The organism is Streptomyces sp. NPDC025638 (genome assembly GCF_055558775.1).
This window is the reverse complement of the sequence record NZ_JBVHLX010000005.1, coordinates 24,283-40,346: the sequence shown is the minus strand read 5'-3', so window position 1 is coordinate 40,346 and position 16,064 is coordinate 24,283. Positions and strand designations below refer to the sequence as shown.

At 71.4% G+C, this 16,064-nt stretch carries 15 protein-coding genes; 6 read left to right on the top strand and 9 right to left on the bottom strand.

Annotation, left to right across the window (positions count from 1 at the left end):
- Positions 1-98: 98 nt before the first annotated feature.
- The 3 genes from ACZ4EG_RS14240 to ACZ4EG_RS14230 all read right to left on the bottom strand — a co-directional run bounded on the left by ACZ4EG_RS14240 (position 99) and on the right by ACZ4EG_RS14230 (position 3,663).
- Positions 99-1,163 (bottom strand): endonuclease/exonuclease/phosphatase family protein, encoded by a 1,065-nt coding sequence (locus tag ACZ4EG_RS14240; RefSeq protein WP_467790839.1) that lies wholly within the window; start codon positions 1,161-1,163, stop codon positions 99-101.
- A 184-nt stretch (positions 1,164-1,347) separates the two neighbouring features.
- Positions 1,348-1,977 (bottom strand): TetR/AcrR family transcriptional regulator, encoded by a 630-nt coding sequence (locus tag ACZ4EG_RS14235; RefSeq protein WP_453558712.1) that lies wholly within the window; start codon positions 1,975-1,977, stop codon positions 1,348-1,350.
- A gap of 87 nt (positions 1,978-2,064) precedes the next feature.
- Positions 2,065-3,663 carry an MFS transporter gene (locus tag ACZ4EG_RS14230; RefSeq protein WP_453558715.1) on the bottom strand — a complete coding sequence of 533 codons (1,599 nt, stop codon included), beginning with the start codon at positions 3,661-3,663 and terminating at the stop codon, positions 2,065-2,067.
- A 287-nt stretch (positions 3,664-3,950) separates the two neighbouring features.
- Between ACZ4EG_RS14230 and panB the strand changes: the two genes are divergently transcribed.
- The 3 genes from panB to ACZ4EG_RS14215 all read left to right on the top strand — a co-directional run bounded on the left by panB (position 3,951) and on the right by ACZ4EG_RS14215 (position 6,830).
- Positions 3,951-4,817 (top strand): 3-methyl-2-oxobutanoate hydroxymethyltransferase, encoded by an 867-nt coding sequence (gene panB, locus ACZ4EG_RS14225; RefSeq protein WP_467790838.1) that lies wholly within the window; start codon positions 3,951-3,953, stop codon positions 4,815-4,817.
- A 163-nt stretch (positions 4,818-4,980) separates the two neighbouring features.
- Positions 4,981-6,006 (top strand): ATP-binding cassette domain-containing protein, encoded by a 1,026-nt coding sequence (locus ACZ4EG_RS14220; RefSeq protein WP_453558720.1) that lies wholly within the window; start codon positions 4,981-4,983, stop codon positions 6,004-6,006.
- Entirely contained in the window at positions 6,003-6,830 is an 828-nt protein-coding gene (locus ACZ4EG_RS14215) for an ABC transporter permease (RefSeq protein ID WP_453558722.1), read from the top strand. Before ACZ4EG_RS14220 ends, ACZ4EG_RS14215 begins: the two co-directional genes overlap by 4 nt.
- 15 nt (positions 6,831-6,845) lie before the next feature.
- On the opposite strand, the gene ACZ4EG_RS14210 is transcribed toward ACZ4EG_RS14215, so the two are convergent.
- Complete coding sequence (locus ACZ4EG_RS14210) at positions 6,846-10,172, bottom strand: AfsR/SARP family transcriptional regulator (RefSeq protein WP_467790837.1); 3,327 nt, start codon at positions 10,170-10,172, stop codon at positions 6,846-6,848.
- Positions 10,173-10,186: 14 nt separating this feature from the next.
- The gene (locus ACZ4EG_RS14205; protein WP_467790836.1) at positions 10,187-10,630 is read right to left on the bottom strand and encodes a DUF6578 domain-containing protein; all 444 of its coding nucleotides are present in this window, start codon (positions 10,628-10,630) and stop codon (positions 10,187-10,189) included.
- 104 nt (positions 10,631-10,734) lie between these two features.
- On the opposite strand from ACZ4EG_RS14205, the gene ACZ4EG_RS14200 reads away from it, so the two are divergent.
- A complete protein-coding gene (locus ACZ4EG_RS14200; protein ID WP_467790835.1) occupies positions 10,735-11,538 on the top strand; it encodes a site-2 protease family protein in 804 nt (267 codons plus the stop codon).
- Here the strand turns inward: ACZ4EG_RS14200 and ACZ4EG_RS14195 are convergent.
- From ACZ4EG_RS14195 to ACZ4EG_RS14185, 3 genes are all read right to left on the bottom strand, one after another.
- Positions 11,528-11,740, bottom strand: coding sequence for a hypothetical protein (locus ACZ4EG_RS14195; protein WP_453558733.1), 213 nt, complete (start codon positions 11,738-11,740; stop codon positions 11,528-11,530). The two genes, ACZ4EG_RS14200 and ACZ4EG_RS14195, sit on opposite strands and share 11 nt — an antisense overlap.
- A 110-nt stretch (positions 11,741-11,850) precedes the next feature.
- Positions 11,851-12,564, bottom strand: a complete 714-nt coding sequence (gene npdG / locus ACZ4EG_RS14190) for an NADPH-dependent F420 reductase (RefSeq protein ID WP_467790834.1) — start codon at positions 12,562-12,564, stop codon at positions 11,851-11,853.
- A gap of 37 nt (positions 12,565-12,601) precedes the next feature.
- A complete protein-coding gene (locus tag ACZ4EG_RS14185; protein WP_467790833.1) occupies positions 12,602-13,675 on the bottom strand; it encodes a sialidase family protein in 1,074 nt (357 codons plus the stop codon).
- A gap of 126 nt (positions 13,676-13,801) precedes the next feature.
- Here ACZ4EG_RS14185 and ACZ4EG_RS14180 point away from each other — a divergent pair, with 126 nt between their 5' ends.
- Together ACZ4EG_RS14180 and ACZ4EG_RS14175 are read left to right on the top strand one after the other, a co-directional pair.
- Complete coding sequence (locus ACZ4EG_RS14180; protein ID WP_390709311.1) at positions 13,802-14,398, top strand: hypothetical protein; 597 nt, start codon at positions 13,802-13,804, stop codon at positions 14,396-14,398.
- A gap of 111 nt (positions 14,399-14,509) precedes the next feature.
- Positions 14,510-15,817: an MFS transporter gene (locus ACZ4EG_RS14175; RefSeq protein ID WP_467790832.1), complete on the top strand. Its 1,308-nt coding sequence runs from the start codon at positions 14,510-14,512 to the stop codon at positions 15,815-15,817.
- Here the strand turns inward: ACZ4EG_RS14175 and ACZ4EG_RS14170 are convergent, their stop codons facing one another.
- The gene (locus tag ACZ4EG_RS14170; protein WP_390709312.1) at positions 15,818-16,051 is read right to left on the bottom strand and encodes a hypothetical protein; all 234 of its coding nucleotides are present in this window, start codon (positions 16,049-16,051) and stop codon (positions 15,818-15,820) included. It lies immediately after the preceding gene.
- Positions 16,052-16,064 lie beyond the last annotated feature (13 nt).

Here is a 16,064-nt window from a genome sequence, read left to right as displayed (position 1 = left end):
TCAGGAGCGGAGTTCCGTTACATCCTATGTTCAACGACGGAACAAAGTCTCCCTGGCGAAGTATTCCTGTGCGTTAAGACCGGGTGACCAGCACCTTTTTACTGGGCGGAGGTGGCGAGCCTCACACGCGCCGCGACCGGCAGGTGGTCGCTGTTCGTCTTCGGCAGCGTCCACGAGCTCTCCGGTTCGACCCCCTTCACCATGATCTGGTCGATCCGCGCCATCGGGAACGAGGCCGGCCAGCTGAAGCCGAAGCCGCTGCCCGCCGCGCCCTGCGTGGAGCGCAGCTGGGAGGTGACGGCGTTCAGGGAACGGTCGTTCATGGTGCCGTTCAGGTCGCCGAGCAGCACCACCTGCCGCAGCGGCTCGTCCGCGATGGCCTCGCCGAGCGCGTCCGCGCTCTTGTCGCGCTGGCGGGCGGTGAATCCGGCCTCCATCTTCACCCGTACCGAGGGGAGATGAGCGACGTAGACCGCGACCTGCCCGGCGGGCGTGGCCACCGTCGCACGCATGGCGCGCGTCCAGCCCAGCTTGATGTCGACGGCCCTGGCCCCGGTGAGCGGGTACTTGCTCCACAGCCCGACCGTGCCCTGCACCGAGTGGTACTTGTAGGTCGCCGCCAGCGCCTTCTCGTACACCGGCACGGCCGACGCCTTCAGCTCCTCGAGGGCCAGCACGTCCGCGCCGGACGCGGCCACGTCCCGGGCCGTGGCGGACGGGTCCGGGTTGTCGGCGTTGACGTTGTGCGTCGCGACCATCAGGTCGCCGCCGGAGTTCGTCCTGTCGGTGAGCAGGCCGCCGAAGAGGTTCAGCCACACGATGGCCGGAAGCAGCACCGCGATCAGCGCGGTCGCCGACTTCCGTACGACACCGAGGACGAGGAGCACCGGGATCAGCAGACCCAGCCAGGGCAGGAACGTCTCTGTGAGACTGCCGAGGTTGCCCACCCGGTTCGGGATGCGCGAGTGCACCAGCATCACCAGGGCGAGCAGCAGCGCGATCACGGCCGTGACGATGCCGCGGCGCCAGATGTGCGGATCTCCGCGCCAGCCGCCGAACAGGCTTCTGCGCAGCCGCCCCAGCAGGTACCGAAGCCGGGAGCCCCGGTGCTCGGGCCCCGAGCCGCCGTTGTCCGTCTCCGTCATGTACGCCTGCTGCGCCATACCGTCTGCCTCACAACCTGCCGTGCGCACCGTCTTCCCCCCGGGTTACGACCCTAGGGGATGATCGGATCCGTTCCTGCCGCCGTGTGACGGCCGTACGGAAGACGATGACGAACAAGTCGGCGCGAGGGGTTCCGGCTGCGGCGACACCCGCCTGGACTGTGACGAAACGCGCACATTCGGGCTAAGCGCCGGGTCGGCTGACGGGCCGTAGGCCTTCGAGCACCGTGTCGACGATCTGCTCCGCCAGCCCCTCCGGGAGCTCCGCGTCGGGGCGCAGGGTGGAGCGGACGAGCATGGGGCCGACGAACATGTCGTTGGCCAGCTCGATGTCGACGTCCTCGCGGAGCTCGCCGTTGCGCTGTCCGCGGCGCAGCACTTCGAGGCCCAGGTTGCGCCGGGGAGTTATCACGCCGGCGTGGTAGGCGGCCCAGATCCGGGGGCTGCTCTTCATCTGGACGTGGACGTTGTGCAGGATCGCCGACGAGCGGCTGACCAGGCCGCGTTGGCGCAGCGATTCGAGCAGGACGACCAGGTCGTCGCGCATCGAGGTGCCGGGGAGTACGGGGTCGGGGGGCTCGGCGGCGCGTACGACGTCGACGAAGAGCTCCTCCTTGCCACTCCAGCGGCGGTAGATGGTGGCCTTGCCGACGCCGGCGGTGCGGGCGACGCGCTCGATGGAGAGCTCGGCGAGGGGCACGCCCTCCTCCAGGAGCTTCATCACGCCTTCCAGAATGGCGTGTTCCACGGCCTCGCTGCGCGGGCGGCCCCGTACGGGACCGAGTTGCTGCGGCCGGCTGTCGGCAAGACTCACGTCGTTTCGTCCTTTCACTGCGCTGCGGGAATTGTCCCGCAGCCGCCTCCTCCCCCCGTGGTGCCTCTCCGGACGCCGCCTCGCGGACTAGTCCGCGGCGGCGACCAACTCCTGCTCCGGCTTGCCCTCCTGCGGTGCCTGCGGTTTGCCCGGCAGGAAGAGTGCTGTCACGATCGCGCCGAGGATCGCCACGCCCGTGCCGCACAGCGCGGTGACGTGCATGGCGTGCAGGAACGCGTCGTTGGCGGGGCCGACCAGGGCCTTGCCCTGCGGTCCGAGCTTGCGGGCGACGCCCAGGGTGGCCTCGATGGACTCGCCCGCCGTGTCCCTGAGGCCGGGCGGCAGCAGGCTCAGCTTGTCCTCGATGCCGGTGCGGTACGAGGTGGCCAGGACCGAGCCGAGCACGGCGATGCCGAGGGCGCCGCCGACCTGGCGGAAGGTGTTGCTGAGCGCGGAGGCCGAGCCGGCCTTCTCGCGCGGCAGGGCCTGCATGATGACGACGGAGGTCGGCGTCATGATGTGCGCCATGCCGGTGCCCATGAGGAAGAAGTCGACCTCCAGGAGCCAGATCGGCGTGTCCGCCTCGAAGGTGGCGAAGATGACCAGCGTCACCGCGATGAGGAGCAGACCGGCGGTGGTGGTGGCCTTGTTGCCGAACCGGTCGACGACCAGCCGGGCCCGCGGCGCGAAGATCATCTGTGCGGCGGCCAGCGGCAGCATCAGCACACCGGACTCCAGCGGCGAGTAGCCGCGCACGCTCTGGGTGTAGAAGACACCGAAGAACGTCACGCCCATCAGCGCGAAGAAGACCAGCGCGATGGCGCTCATGGCGGCCGAGAAGACCTTGTTCTTGAAGTACGTGACGTCCAGGGACGGGTGGTCGCTGCGCTTCTCGAAGACGACGAAGCCGGCGAGGACCGCGAGTCCGGCCGCGACGGTCGCCAGGACCTTGGCGTCCGTGAAGTCGGCGAGCTCGCCGCCCTTGATGATGCCGTAGACGAGCAGGACCAGACCGACGACCGAGAGTACGACGCCGATCGGGTCGAGGCGGCCGGGCTTCGGGTCGCGCGAGTCGGGCACCAGCCAGATCATCAGCGCCAGCGCGAGGATCACGATGGGTACGTTGACGAAGAAGACCGAGCCCCACCAGAAGTGGTCGAGGAGCGCACCGCCGGTGATGGGCCCGATGGCGATGGCGAGTCCGACGCCGCCGGCCCAGATGCCGATGGCCTTGGGCTGCTCCTCGCGCTCGAAGACGTTCATCAGCACGGCGAGCGTGGCGGGCATGACGAAGGCGGCGCCGAGCGCCATCAGCGCGCGGTAGGCGATCAGCTCGCCCGGGGAGCCGGACTCGGCGGCGAGGGCGGAGCCGATGCCGAACACGAGAAGGCCGCCGAGCAGGACCTTCTTGCGGCCCAGCCGGTCGCCTATGAGGCCGGAGGTGAACAGCAGACCGGCGAAGACGAGGGTGTAGGCGTTGATCGCCCACTCGATCTCGCTCTGGGTGGCCCCCAGTCCGGTGGGCGCCGGGGTGGAGATGGTCTTGACGGCGACGTTCAGGATCGAGTTGTCGAGCACAACGATCAGCAGGCTCAGCATCAGGACGCCGAGGATCGCCCAGCGGCGGCGGTGCACCGCTTCAGGTATCCGGGAACCGTGAGAGGCACGGTCGGCAGGAGTTGTCATGTTGACGACCTTAGGCCACTTCCGATACGGAACCGTCTCGTATTCTAATTCCTTTACCGAGACCTTACGCAGCGCGGTCATGGCCCACCGTGGTGCGCTCGTTGTTCCGCTCGTTCACGGCCCACCCGGGACCGAGCGGCACACGGGCGGGGTGCTAGCGGAGTGCGATGGGATGACGTAAGGGATCACACGGGGGTCCCCTGGCCCTCCCTGGCACGAGGTGCCACCATGGAGGGGATCCGGGGACGCCGTGAGGGCGCCTCGAGATGACTGAAGGAGCCGTTGCAATGACGCAGCTTTCGGCTGCCCAGAACAAGCCCTCCGACGGCAGCAAAGCGCTGTACGGGGGCAAGGGCACACGCCGCATCACCGTCCGCGACATCGCCCTCGCCAAGGAGCGGGGCGAGAAATGGCCCATGCTCACCGCCTACGACGCGATGACCGCGTCCGTCTTCGACGAGGCCGGCATTCCGGTGCTCCTGGTCGGCGACTCGGCGGGCAACTGCCACCTCGGGTACGAGACGACCGTGCCCGTCACCCTCGACGAGATGACCATGCTGTCGGCCGCCGTCGTGCGCGGCACCCAGCGCGCCCTGATCGTCGGCGACCTGCCCTTCGGCTCGTACCAGGAGGGCCCGGTGCAGGCGCTGCGCTCGGCGACCCGGCTGGTGAAGGAGGCCGGCGTCGGCGCGGTGAAGCTGGAGGGCGGCGAGCGCTCCTACGAGCAGATCCGGCTGCTCGTCGAGTCCGGCATCCCGGTCATGGCCCACATCGGTCTCACCCCGCAGTCCGTGAACGCCATGGGCTACCGCGTCCAGGGGCGCGGCGAGGAGGCGGCCGCGCAGCTGCTGCGCGACGCCAAGGCCGTACAGGACGCGGGCGCCTTCGCGGTGGTCCTCGAACTGGTCCCGGCCGAGCTCGCGGCCGAGGTGACGCGCGTGCTGCACATCCCGACCGTGGGCATCGGCGCCGGTGCGGAGACGGACGCGCAGGTGCTGGTGTGGACCGACATGCTCGGTCTGACGGGCGGCCGGATGCCGAAGTTCGTGAAGAAGTACGCCAACCTGCGTGAGGTCATGGGCAGCGCGGTGAAGGAGTTCGCCGAGGACGTCGTGAGCGGGACGTTCCCGCTGGAGGAGCACTCCGTCCACTGAGGCGCAGCCCCCGCCACTGAGCCATTGCCGCACCACCGACAAGCCCCGCCGATCGTCCCCCGTCGGCGGGGCTTGTCGCATGTCCGGCACATGTCGGTGGGCCGTCGGTTGCTGTAGGCGGTCTGTAGGTGGTTTGTCGGTCGGGGCTGACAACGTCTTGGGCATGACGCGAATCGACGACAACCCCAGTGGCGCGAACAGCGCCGTGACCGTGCGGGGGCTGGTCAAGCACTACGGCGAGACCAGGGCACTGGACGGTGTCGACCTGGATGTGCGCGAGGGCACCGTGATGGGTGTGCTCGGGCCGAACGGAGCCGGCAAGACCACCCTCGTACGCATCCTCTCCACCCTGCTGGCCCCCGACGCCGGACACGCCACCGTGGCCGGGTACGACGTCGTACGGCAGCCCCGGCAGCTGCGCCGGGTCATAGGCCTCACCGGGCAGTACGCGTCGGTGGACGAGAAGCTCCCGGGCTGGGAGAACCTGTACATGATCGGGCGGCTGCTGGACCTGCCGCGCAAGGAGGCCCGCGCCCGCGCCGACGAGCTGCTGGAGCGGTTCTCGCTGACGGAGGCCGCCCGGCGGCCCGCGGGAACGTACTCCGGCGGTATGCGGCGGCGGCTCGACCTGGCCGCGTCGATGATCGGCCGGCCCGCCGTCCTCTACCTGGACGAGCCGACGACCGGACTCGACCCCCGTACCCGCAACGAGGTGTGGGACGAGGTCAAGGCCATGGTCGGGGACGGGGTCACCGTCCTGCTGACCACCCAGTACATGGAGGAGGCCGAGCAGCTCGCCTCCGAGCTGACCGTCGTCGACCGCGGGAAGGTCATCGCGAACGGCGGCATCGAGGAGCTCAAGGCCAGGGTCGGCGGACGCACGCTGCGCGTCAGGCCCGCGGACCCGCTGGAGCTGCGCCCGCTCGCCGGGATGCTCGACGAACTGGGCATCACCGGTCTGGCCAGTACGACCGTGGACACCGCCGCGGGCTCCCTGCTGGTGCCGATCCTCAGCGACGAGCAGCTGACCGCCGTGGTCGGCGCGGTCACCGCGCGCGGCATCACCCTCTCCTCGATCACCACCGAACTGCCCAGCCTGGACGAGGTGTTCCTGTCCCTGACCGGCCATCGCGCCAGTGCCCCGCAGGACGCCACACCCACCGAGATCCGCGAGGAGGTCGCCGTATGAGCGCCGCCACTCTCACCCCGGCCGCCGTCGCCTCGAAGGCCGACGCACCCATCCCGCTGCGTGCCCATCTGCGCCACACCGGCGCGCTCATCCGCCGCAATCTGCTGTGGATCCGGCAGGACCCGGAGTCGATGTTCGACGCCATCCTGTTCCCGGTGATCTTCACCCTGCTGTTCGTGTATGTCTTCGGCGGCTCCATCGGGCAGTCGCTGGGCGGTGGTCAGGACCAGTACGTGCAGTACGTCGTGCCCGGCCTCATGGCCATGATGGGCATGAACATGGCCCAGGGCGTGGGCACCGGCTTCAACCAGGACTTCAACTCCGGTGTCATGGACCGCTTCCGGTCCCTGCCGATCGGGCGCGGCTCGGTGCTGTTCGCCAAGATCGCGGTGGAGCTGATGCGGATGCTCTTCGCCACCGTGGTACTGATGATCGTCGGCGTGCTCGTGGGCTTCGACATCACCAACTGGCCGGGGCTGCTCGCCTCGGTGGGCCTGTCCGCGGTGTTCGGTTCGGCCCTGATGTGGGTGTTCCTCACCCTCGGCGTGATCATGAAGAACGCGCAGTCCGTGCAGGCCATGGGCTTCCTGGTGCTGATGCCGCTGCAGTTCGGTTCGTCGATCTTCGCGCCGACCGCCTCGATGCCGGGCTGGCTGCAGAACTTCACCGAGTACAACCCGCTGTCAGCCCTCGCGGACACCGCGCGCGGTCTGATGGTCGGCGGACCGGTCACGCACGGGCTGTGGGTGACCCTGGCCTGGTCGGCGGGCCTCACCGCGGTGATGGCACCGGTCGCGATCCACAAGTTCCGTACCAAGAGCTGACGTTCGTCGCGCCTGTCAGACCAGGGCGGTGGCCTCCACGAGGGAGAGGCCACCGCCCTGCGCGTACGCGGCCTCGTACGCCTCGGCGTCGAGCGCGGCCCGGATCCGGGCCACGGTCTGCTCGCGCACCTCGCGCTCCGTACCGGAGGCGACGTGGCCCGGCGGCAGCAGCGCGTCGGCGGCGGCCAGGCACCGGGCGGCGTCGGCCGCACGGGTGCCGCCGTCGACGCCGGCGAGGGCCATCGCCGCGACGGTCAGGCAGATGGAGTTCAGGTGCGGAGTGATGACCTGGGACAGCGGGTCGGCGGCGTGCCGGAGCGCCGCCCGGACCCGGACCAGGCTCTCCGCGTGGCGGCCGTCGACGGCGTCCACCCAGGCCTCCTGGCCAAGGATCATGGCGTCGAAGACGATGAAGTGCGCGATCTTGAACTCCTCGCGCAGCAGCCGGAGTTGCTCGCGCGCCTCCGCGGTGCGGCCGGTCAGGCTGAGCCGGCAGGCGAGGAAGAGCCGGGCGATGGGCATGGCCTCGTGGGTCGTGCCGTCACCGACGGCGGTGACCTCGCGCAGCAGCCTCTCGCCGCGTTCCGTCTCGCCACCTTCGATGAGCACGCTGCCCAGCCGGGCGCTGAGCACCGCCGTCTGGGCGCGGGCGCCGAGGCGTTCGGCGTGCTCGACGGCCGCCCGGTAGTCGTCTGCGGCCCGTACGTAGTCGCCCTTGCGTTCTTGGGCCTCGGCGCGTGCGGAGAGCGCCTCGGCGGTGCCCCAGTCGTCGCCGAGGCGCCGGAAGATCTCCAGCGCCTCCTCCGCGTCCCGGGTCGCGTCGCCCGCCCAGGCGGTGCGGTTGGCGAGGAGGTTGGCCCGCATCTGCAGAGCTCCGGCCAGTTCCCACTCGAAGCCCGGCGTCTGTCGGCAGGTGCGGACGCAAGCGTCGACGATCTCGAGCAGCCGGTCCGCGCTGCCGGTCAGCATCACGGCGAAGAACCAGTACATGCCGGGGGTACGGCACGTCTGCGGCAGACCGGGCTCGTACACCTCGGTGATCACGCGCAGCTTCGCCTGCGCCGCCGGGACCTGCCAGGCGTCCAGCTCCGTGTCCATGCAGGAGAGATGGACGAGGTGGACACCGCGACGGGCCTCGGCGAGGAGTTCGCCGGTCAGCGGGGGCGGGGTGTCGATACAGCGCTGCCACACCGGTTCGGCGCGGCGCGGCGGCTCGGTGAAGGGGTCGGGGCCGAGGGCCATGACCTCGTGGCACCAGGTGCGGGCCTCGATGCGCAGATCGCGCATCTGCCAGTACCAGACCAGGGAGAGGACCAGGCAGAGCCCTTCCTGCTCGTCCTGTTCGGCGACGGCGTGGCGCAGGGCGGTGCGCAGGTTCTCATACTCCAGCTGGAGCCGCCGTACGGCGGTGCGCTGGCCGGGGCCGCGCAGCAACGGGTCGGTGGTGCGTGCGAGTTCGCGGTAGTACGTCAGATGCGCGCGCTCGGTCTCCTTGCGCTGCCCGGCCTCGTCGAGCCGTTCGCCCGCGTACTCGGCCACGGTCTCCAGGAGCCGGTAGCGCATCGCGCCGTCGGGCGCGGGCGCCGCCACGACGAGGGACTTGTCGACCAGCGAACCGAGCGCCTCCAGTGCGACCGGTCCGCACACCGCCTCGGCGGCCGCGAGGTCGCAGCCGCCGGCGAACACCGACAGACGGCGCAGGACGTCCCGTTCGTCCTCGTCGAGCAGGTCCCAGGACCAGTCGACGACGGCACGCAGGGTCTGCTGGCGGGGCAGCACGGTGCGGCTGCCCGAGGTGAGCAGCCGGAAGCGGTCGTCGAGCCGGTCGGCGATCTGACGCGGTGTCATCATCCGTAGCCGGGCGGCCGCCAGCTCGATGGCGAGGGGGAGGCCGTCGAGGCGGCGGCAGATCTCCGCGCAGGCCGCGCGGTCGTCGTCGACCCGGAACCCGGGGCGCGCCGACGTGCCCCGGTCGGCGAGCAGCCGAAGCGCGAAGGGCTCTGGCAGCGGTTCCACGGGGCGCAGCAACTCGCCCGGTACGCCGAGGGGTTCGCGGCTGGTGGCCAGGACCGTCAGCTCCGGGCAGCGTTCCAGGAGCCGCTCCACCAGGCGGGCGGCCGCGTCCACGACGTGCTCGCAGTTGTCGAGGATGATCAGCATGCGGCGGCGGCCGCAGTGTTCGACCAGTCGCTCCACGGGGTCGTCGTGCCGGTCGGCGGCGGCCCGCACGGTCTCGGCCCCGGCGCCGTGCAGCACGGTCTCGCGGGCGCCGATCGCGGTGAGGACGGCTCCCGGTACGGCGTCCGGGTCGTCGACGGGCGCCAGCTCGGCCAGCCACACCCCGTCCCGGGTGGCATACCGCACGGTCTCGGCGGCCTCCTGCGACAGCCGGGTCTTGCCGGCCCCGCCGGGCCCGAGCAGTGTGACCAGCCGGGCGGCCGCGAGGTCCCCCCGGATGGCCTCGATGTCGCCCTCCCGGCCGACGAAGGAGGTGAGACGGGCGGGGAGGTTGCCGGTCATGCCGGTCAGGCGGACTTCGGCGGGGGCGTCCGCGGCCCGGCCACCGGCAAAGAGGTCCGCCCGTGCCACGCCGGTGTGCTCCCGGGAGCCCGCCGAGAGGTCCAGCAACTCCGCGTGCAGCGCGCGCAGTTCGGGGCCGGGGTCGGAGCCGAGCCGGTCCGCGAGCAGCTGTCGTACGTCCTCGTAGGCGGCCAGGGCCTCCGCCGCGCGGCCCGCCTCGCGCAGGGCGCGCAGCCGCAGGCACTGGAGGGACTCGTCCAGCGGGTGGGTGTCGCACAGGGCGGTGAGCTCGGGCAGGGAGTGCTCGGCCTCGCCCAGGGCCAGCGCGGCGGTGTGCCGGGCGCGCAGGGCGTCGAGGCGGCGGGCCTCCCGGCGGGCGGCCTCCGCGGTGCGGTCGGGCAGGTCGGCGAGTGCGGGGTCGTGCCAGAGCGCGAGGGCGTCGTCGAGGGCGCCGGCCGCCTTGGCGGGGTCGCCGTCGGCCAGGGCGCGCAGGCCGTCGCCGGTGAGCCGCTCGAAGCGGTGCAGATCGATGTCGTCGGGGGCGGCGGCGAGCCGGTAGCCGCCCTCCGCCGAGGAGACCGCGTCCGCGCCGAGCGCCCGGCGCAGCCGGCCCACCAGTGCCTGCAGCGCACCGGCCGCGTCGGCGGGCGGGTCCCCGTGCCACACCTCGTCGACCAGCAGGCCCACCGGCACGGTACGGCCGGGTCGCAGGGCCAGCACGGTCAGCAGGGCACGCAGCCGCGCCCCGCCCACGGGAACGGCCGTGCCGTCGGGGCGGAGCGCCTGGGTGGTGCCGAGGATGCGATAGCGCACGGGGTCCATTGTCTCCGGTGGTGTCAGGGCCGGTCACGGAGTTCCGGCGGCGGGGCGCCCGGGACGTCGAGGGTGACGAGGACGCCGGTCGCGAGGCGGGTGAGGCGCAGCCCCGACTTCGTACGGGGTTCCTCGTGCTCGAACCACTTCGGGCAGGCGTCGACGGGGGTGAGCGACCTCGTGTGGGACACCGGTTCGAGAGTGTGCGCTCCCGGACTGTGCTCCGCGTACTCCTGGCGCACGAGACGGATGTCGAGGACCCGGCCCCGGGTCGCGGGCAGGCGGCCTCCGTGGCCCTCGAACCTGACCGTCCCGTCGTACCGGTCATGTCCCTCGTCCCGGCTCCACGCCCGGATGTCCTCGGGGTCCATGGGCGCGAGCGGCCAACTCACCTCCTCCCCCACCGAGAACGGTGTACCGCAGCACTCCATCTGCCAGCTCTCGTAGAACACCCGCCACATTCCCATGCGCCCACCCTTCAGGAACCGACTGCGCACCGCGAGACGTTTTCCCCTCATGCCCGGTACGGTCGGGCTCGCCGACCGCCCCAGTCCCCCAGGGAGCCCCGCCGATGACCTCCGCAACCGCCCGCAGCCACAGCGACCGGCGGATCAGTCCCGTCTTCCTCGGCATCCTGGCCGTCACTGCGGTCACGGGGTGGGCCACCTGGACCGGGTTCGCCGCGCAGCCGGGGCTCGCCGTGTTCCTGTTCGTGACGGCGGCCTGGATCGTGTCCCTGTGTCTGCACGAGTACGCGCACGCGCGCACCGCGCTGCACAGCGGGGACATCTCGGTCGGCGCCAAGGGCTACCTCACGCTGAACCCGCTGAAGTACACGCACGCGCTGCTGAGCATCGTGCTGCCCGTGCTGTTCGTGATCATGGGCGGGATCGGTCTGCCCGGCGGCGCCGTGTTCATCGAGCGCGGCCGGATCCGCGGGCGCTGGCGGCACAGCCTGATCTCGGCGGCGGGCCCGCTGACGAACGTGCTGTTCGCGGCGGTGTGCACGGCCCCGTTCTGGCTGGACGCCCTGGACGGGGTGCCACGCGACTTCCGGTTCGCGCTGGCCTTCCTCGCGCTGCTCCAGGTCACGGCCGCGATCCTGAACTTCCTGCCGGTGCCGGGCCTGGACGGCTACGGCGTGATCGAGCCCTGGCTGTCGTACGGCGTGAAGCGCCAAGTGGAGCCGTTCGCACCGTTCGGCCTGCTGTTCGTGTTCGCGCTGCTGTGGGTGCCGTCCCTCAACCACGCGTTCTTCGATGTGATCGACACGATCCTGCGCGGTCTGGGGATCACCGGCGACGACCGGTACTGCGGCCAGCAGCTCTATCGCTTCTGGCTGGGCACCGACGAGTACTGCGCGGTCAGCCCGTGACGGACTTGCCGTCGGCGCCCCGGCCGCGCTTAATGTAGTACCAGGTCATGTTGGACGACAGCCCCGCGAGCAGCACCCAGACGATCCCCAGCCAGCTGCCCTGGACGAAGGAGACGACCGCGGCGGCCACGGCCAGCAGACAGACGACGAGGGTGTACAGGGCGAGTCGCCGGGCCGGGCTGGGCGGGAACAACGGGGGCATGGGGGCGGGCTCCTGTCGGGGGACACTGCTGATGGCGTCCAGTGTCCCCCATGCGCCCGCCCGTCTCACACGACGGTGGCCGCGCGCTCACACATCTGTGACAGCTGCGCTCACACGTCCGTGATACGGAGTCCCGCGTGCGCCTTGTACCGGCGGTTGACGGAGATCAGATTCGCGACCAGTGACTCCACCTGGTGGGCGTTGCGCAGCCGCCCCGCGAAGATGCCGCGCATGCCGGGGATGCGGCCGGCCAGCGCCTGGACGATCTCCACGTCGGACCGCTCCTCGCCGAGCACCATGACGTCGGTGTCGATCCGCTCGATCTCCGGGTCCTCCAGCAGCACCGCCGAGAGGTGGTGGAAGGCGGCGGTCACCCGGGAGTCCGGGAGCAGGGCGGCGGCCTGCTGGGCGGCGCTGCCCTCCTCCGGCTTCAGCGCGTAGGCGCCCTGCTTGTCGAAGCCGAGCGGGTTGACGCAGTCCACGACGAGCTTGCCGGACAGCTCCTCGCGCAGGGACTCCAGGGTCTTGCCGTGGCCCTCCCAGGGCACGGCGACGATCACGATGTCGCTGCGCCGGGCGGTCTCTGCGTTGTCGAAGCCCTCGATGCCGTGGCCGAGCTCGTCGGCGGCGGCCTGGGCGCGCTCGGTGGCCCGGGAGCCGATGATCACCTTCTGGCCGGCCCTGGCGAGCCGGTAGGCGAGGCCCTTGCCCTGCGGCCCGGTGCCTCCGAGCACGCCGACGACGAGCCCGGAGACGTCGGGCAGATCCCAGGGGTCCTTGGCGGGGGCCTTCGCGGGCTGCTGTGCACTGTCGGTAGAGGTCATGCGGCGACTCTACGTCCGCCCTCGTTCGCGCACCGCGTCAGGTGAGATCCGTGACCGGCAACCGCCGGAAGGTGATCGTCTCGTACGGGCCGAAGTCGCCGGTCTCGTAGAGGAGTCCGACGGTGTCCCGGTCGACGCGGACCAGGTCGGAGTAGGCGGCGGGCAGCCCGTCGACCGTGTGGACCGGGCGCCAGGTGGTGCCGCCGTCGGTGGAGGCGCGGACGGTCATCAGGGCGCGGTCGGTGGGGTCGGCGGGGCCGGAGTAGAGGAGCAGGTCGGGGTCGCGGAGCTGGAGGACGCTCGCCTCGCAGACGGGGGCGGTGAGGCCGGCCTGCGGGCGGAACGGTTTGACGAGGGTCTTTCCGCCGTCCTTCGAGTGGGCGTCGGCGCGGTTGCCGGGGGACGGGGAGTCGTTGCGGGTGTTGAAGTAGACGCGGCCGTCGGGGAGTTCGGCGGCGGTGGTCTCGTTGACGTTGACATAGCCGTCGGTGTTCTCGTCGACGTAGCCGAGGAACCAGGTCTCGCCGCGGTCGTCGCTGAGCAGGCAGTGGCCGCTGTTGTACCTGGGCTCGTTGCCGAGGTCGGTGCCGGCGGGCGGCGCGGTGTGGTTGCCGGGGACGAGGACCCGGCCGGTGCGCAGTTGGATCGCATGGCCGGGGCAGGTGGCGTACCAGCGCCAGTCCGCCTTCTTCACCGACTTGGTGATCTCCTTCGGCTCGGACCAGCTGACGCCGTCGTCGTCGCTGTGCTGCACCCATACGCGGCGGCCGTCGGCGGCCTTCACCCTGCCGCGCAGGATGGAGTCCTCGCTCGCGGCGGCGGCCGCGCGGACGTGGACGAGCAGGATGCGGCCGGTGTCGAGGACGACGGGGGCGGGGTTTCCGGCGAGGTCGTCGCCGTTGCTCGCGGCGACCTTGAGCGGGCTCCAGGTGTGGCCGCCGTCCGTGGAGCGCTTCAGCACGATGTCGATCTGGCCGTGGTCCTTCGCGGAGCCGACCCGGCCCTCGCAGAACGCCAGCAGGGTGCCGGAGGCGGTGGCGACGACCGCCGGGATCCGATAACTGGCGTAGCCCTCTTTACCCGCGCGGAAGGGGACGGTGACTGCTGTCATCAGGCGGGCTCCCAAGCAGATGTGGGTCTCCGGTGACAGGGCATTGTCAGAGCAACGTCCCCGAGTTGGGCGAATTCATGGTGAACTTCGCGTCACGAGTGACCGGTTGCGGCAGGATGCGGTCGTATGGACGCCGTACGGGTCGCGCTGCTGCGCGAAGTACTTGCCGGGACGGAGTGGCTGGATGCCACGCGGCGGTTCGCCGGGGCGCTGCGCGGGTCCGTGGTGGCGCACGGGGGCGGGCTGCTGCTCGTGGGCACACGGGAGTACGAGCCGTGGCATCTGGCGGCCCATCTGGTGGACGAGGCCGCGTGGTCGGGCACGCCGGAGCTGGCCCCGACGCTCGTCCGGCACGACGCGCGTCCCTCGGACCCCGCGCATCTGGCGGTCGGACCGGGACGGATCGGGGCGGCACAGCGCGGCGAGACCCTGCTGGTCGTGGCCCCCGAGGAGCCCGCGCCACTGCTGGAACGGGTGCACGACGCCCGGCGGTCCGGGGTGACGGTCCTGGCCCTGGGCTCCGGCGGGAGCGAACTGGAGGCAATGGCCCACGAGTCACTGGCCGTACCGGAGGGCGCGGAACTGGACCTGGACACGGTGCAGCACCTGGTAAGCGCGGCAGCAGGCGAGAACGGGGCCTCTCCGAGGGCCCGACGGGGCTTCCGCGACCGCCTGTCACGCCTGGCAGAAACCCTGACGGCACCTCCGGCAGCGCCTTGGTGACCCGGCCCTCCCGCCGCGCCCAAAGTGTCGGCCGGCCTTGGTGGCGCTGCTCGGCCGGTGCTGTGGAAAAGCGGTTGCCGTGGTCTTTGCCTCGGTCGAGCATGGGCCCTCGTGACCGATGACGCCGATGCGACCCCGGCCGGGCTGCGGGCCCTGCTCCCCGATCTCTCTCCCTGGCGGGCCTCCGGTGACTTTCGCAAGCTTTGGATGTCGGGGCTGATCAGCAACTTCGGGAGTTTTCTCACCTTCGTCGCGCTGCCGGTGCAGATGAAGGAGCTCACCGGGTCCGCGGCAGCGGTCGGTGCGATCGGGGCCGTGGAGCTGGTGCCGCTCGTGGTGTTCGGGCTGTACGGCGGGGCGCTCGCGGACGCGCTGGACAAGCGGAAGCTGATCGTGTGGACGGAGGCCGGGCAGGGCCTGCTGTCCGCGGTGCTGTTGCTCAACGCGCTGCTGCCGCACCCCGCCGTCTGGCCGCTGTACGGCGTCGCCGCGCTCACCTCCGCCGTCGGCTCGGTGCAGCGGCCCGCGCTGGACTCGCTGTGGCCCCGGATCGTGGCGCACGAGCAGCTGCCCGCCGCGGCGGCGCTCAACTCGCTGCGCTGGACGGTCGGCGGTGTGGCAGGACCGGCGCTCGCCGGTGTGGTGGTGGCGTACGCCGGACTCGGCTGGGCGTATGCGGCCGATCTGGTGACGTTCGCCGTCTCGGTCGTCTACGTCGTGCGCATCGCCCCCTCCCCCGCCTCCCACGAGGCCGCGAAGCCGTCGCTGCGCTCGATCCTGGAGGGCGCCCGGTACGCCTGGAGCCGCAAGGAGCTGCTCGGCACGTATGTCGTCGACATCGCGGCGATGTTCCTGGCGATGCCGCTCGCGGTGCTGCCCTTCCTCGCCGACGAGCTGCACGCGCAGTGGTCGCTGGGCCTGATGTACGCGACGGTCCCGGCGGGAGCGCTGCTGGTGAGCCTGACCAGCGGCTGGACCTCGCGGATCCACCGGCACGGGCTGATGGTGGTGGTGTCGGCCGCGGGGTGGGGGCTGGCCGTCGCCGCCGCCGGTGTCAGCGGCAGTCTCTGGCTCGTCCTGCTGTTCCTGACCGTCGGTGGTGGGTTCGACATGGTCAGCGGGATCTTCCGGGCCGCGATGTGGAACCAGACGATCCCGGACGAGCTGCGCGGCAGGCTCGCCGGGATCGAGCTGCTCTCGTACTCGGTGGGGCCGCAGCTCGGTCAGGTCCGGGCGGGCGGTTTCGCCGCCTGGGCGGGTGTGCGGGCCGCCGTCTGGTCCGGCGGGCTGGCGTGCGCGGGCGCGGTGGGGCTGCTGGCGCTGTGCCTGCCGGGGCTCATGACGTACGACGCGCGGACGAACGAGCACGCGGTGCGGCTGCGCGAGCTGCGCGCCGCCGCCGTACCCGCCAAGGCCTGATCAGTCCTCGTCCGGGTCGCCGCCGGCCGGCGCGTCGTGCCAGCGCGGGTCGTTCTCCCATTCGAGGTTGCGCTCGCGGGCCGTCTCCATCGCGTGTTCGGCCTCCGCCCGGGTGGCGTAGGGCCCGAAGCGGTCCTTGGCCGGGCACTCCGGCCCCTCCTCGACCTTCTTGTGCTCCAGGCAGTAGTACCACTCGCCCGGCTTGCCGACCGTGCGCTTCTTGAACAGGGCCATGACCAGCTCCTCT

What these genes read in the sequence shown, in the direction of transcription:
- ACZ4EG_RS14240 (WP_467790839.1), bottom strand. Translation starts at nt 1,163, where the DNA reads ATGGCGCAGCAGGCGTACATGACGGAGACGGACAACGGCGGCTCGGGG.
- ACZ4EG_RS14230 (WP_453558715.1), bottom strand. Translation starts at nt 3,663, where the DNA reads ATGACAACTCCTGCCGACCGTGCCTCTCACGGTTCCCGGATACCTGAA.
- panB (WP_467790838.1), top strand. Translation starts at nt 3,951, where the DNA reads ATGACGCAGCTTTCGGCTGCCCAGAACAAGCCCTCCGACGGCAGCAAA.
- ACZ4EG_RS14220 (WP_453558720.1), top strand. Translation starts at nt 4,981, where the DNA reads ATGACGCGAATCGACGACAACCCCAGTGGCGCGAACAGCGCCGTGACC.
- ACZ4EG_RS14215 (WP_453558722.1), top strand. Translation starts at nt 6,003, where the DNA reads ATGAGCGCCGCCACTCTCACCCCGGCCGCCGTCGCCTCGAAGGCCGAC.
- ACZ4EG_RS14210 (WP_467790837.1), bottom strand. Translation starts at nt 10,172, where the DNA reads ATGGACCCCGTGCGCTATCGCATCCTCGGCACCACCCAGGCGCTCCGC.
- ACZ4EG_RS14205 (WP_467790836.1), bottom strand. Translation starts at nt 10,630, where the DNA reads ATGGGAATGTGGCGGGTGTTCTACGAGAGCTGGCAGATGGAGTGCTGC.
- ACZ4EG_RS14200 (WP_467790835.1), top strand. Translation starts at nt 10,735, where the DNA reads ATGACCTCCGCAACCGCCCGCAGCCACAGCGACCGGCGGATCAGTCCC.
- ACZ4EG_RS14195 (WP_453558733.1), bottom strand. Translation starts at nt 11,740, where the DNA reads ATGCCCCCGTTGTTCCCGCCCAGCCCGGCCCGGCGACTCGCCCTGTAC.
- npdG (WP_467790834.1), bottom strand. Translation starts at nt 12,564, where the DNA reads ATGACCTCTACCGACAGTGCACAGCAGCCCGCGAAGGCCCCCGCCAAG.
- ACZ4EG_RS14185 (WP_467790833.1), bottom strand. Translation starts at nt 13,675, where the DNA reads ATGACAGCAGTCACCGTCCCCTTCCGCGCGGGTAAAGAGGGCTACGCC.
- ACZ4EG_RS14180 (WP_390709311.1), top strand. Translation starts at nt 13,802, where the DNA reads ATGGACGCCGTACGGGTCGCGCTGCTGCGCGAAGTACTTGCCGGGACG.
- ACZ4EG_RS14170 (WP_390709312.1), bottom strand. Translation starts at nt 16,051, where the DNA reads ATGGCCCTGTTCAAGAAGCGCACGGTCGGCAAGCCGGGCGAGTGGTAC.